General features: G+C 38.3%; 1 protein-coding gene. It reads left to right on the forward strand.

Annotation, left to right across the window (positions count from 1 at the left end; genetic code table 11):
* The coding region (locus E1I69_RS24215; protein ID WP_136382025.1) for an IS256 family transposase at positions 1–878 on the forward strand (878 nt) is incomplete at both ends.

Consider the following 878-nt stretch of genomic DNA (forward strand, 5'->3'; position numbering starts at 1 on the left):
GTTTTAAATTCTGTGATGGAGAAAGAACGTGACGAATATCTACAAGTTGGAGCTTATGAACGTTCTACTGACCGAATTGATTCTCGTAATGGATACTATGAGCGTGAGCTCATTATGAGTATTGGTAGGGTGAATCTGAGGGTTCCTCGTACTCGCAATGGGGGATTTTCACCTTCCTTGTTTGAAAAATATGCACGTTGTGATCAAGCATTTGTACTTTCAATGCTAGAAATGGTTGTAAACGGTGTGTCTACTCGAAAAGTCAAAAATATTGTTCAACAATTATGTGGTGAAAGTGTTTCAAAGTCTTTTGTTTCTTCCCTTACTGAAAAACTTGATCCAATTGTCAACTCTTGGGCAAATCGACCGTTGAACACGACATACTATCCCTATATCTTTGCTGACGCTATGTATATTAAAGTGCGCGAACATAATCGTGTTGTATCAAAAGCTGTTTATATTGCTACTGCCATTACGGAAGAAAACCGCCGAGAAATCCTTGGAGTAAGAGTAGATCACGTTGAGAGCTATGATGCGTGGAAAGCCTTTTTACATCACTTACAATCTAGGGGAGTACAATCACCTAAACTGTTTATTACAGATGCACATGCTGGCTTAAAAAAGGCTCTAAAAGAGGTCTTCGTCGGAACTGTTTGGCAACGTTGTACAGTCCATCTCAAGCGAAATATCTTTAATGTAATGCCCAAAAAAGGGATAGATGAAGAAAAACTAGGTTTAAAAAGAATTTTTGAAGCTGTTAGTGTAGAGGATGCCCGAAAGTTTAAAGATGAATTTCTTGAACGTTTTGGAGATAATCCAAAACTGGAGAAAGCAATTCGAACTTTAGAAGATGGCTTCGAAGATGCTATCCAATACCT

The organism is Bacillus timonensis (assembly GCF_004799755.1).
Lineage (GTDB): Bacteria > Bacillota > Bacilli > Bacillales > Bacillaceae_L > Ferdinandcohnia > Ferdinandcohnia timonensis_A.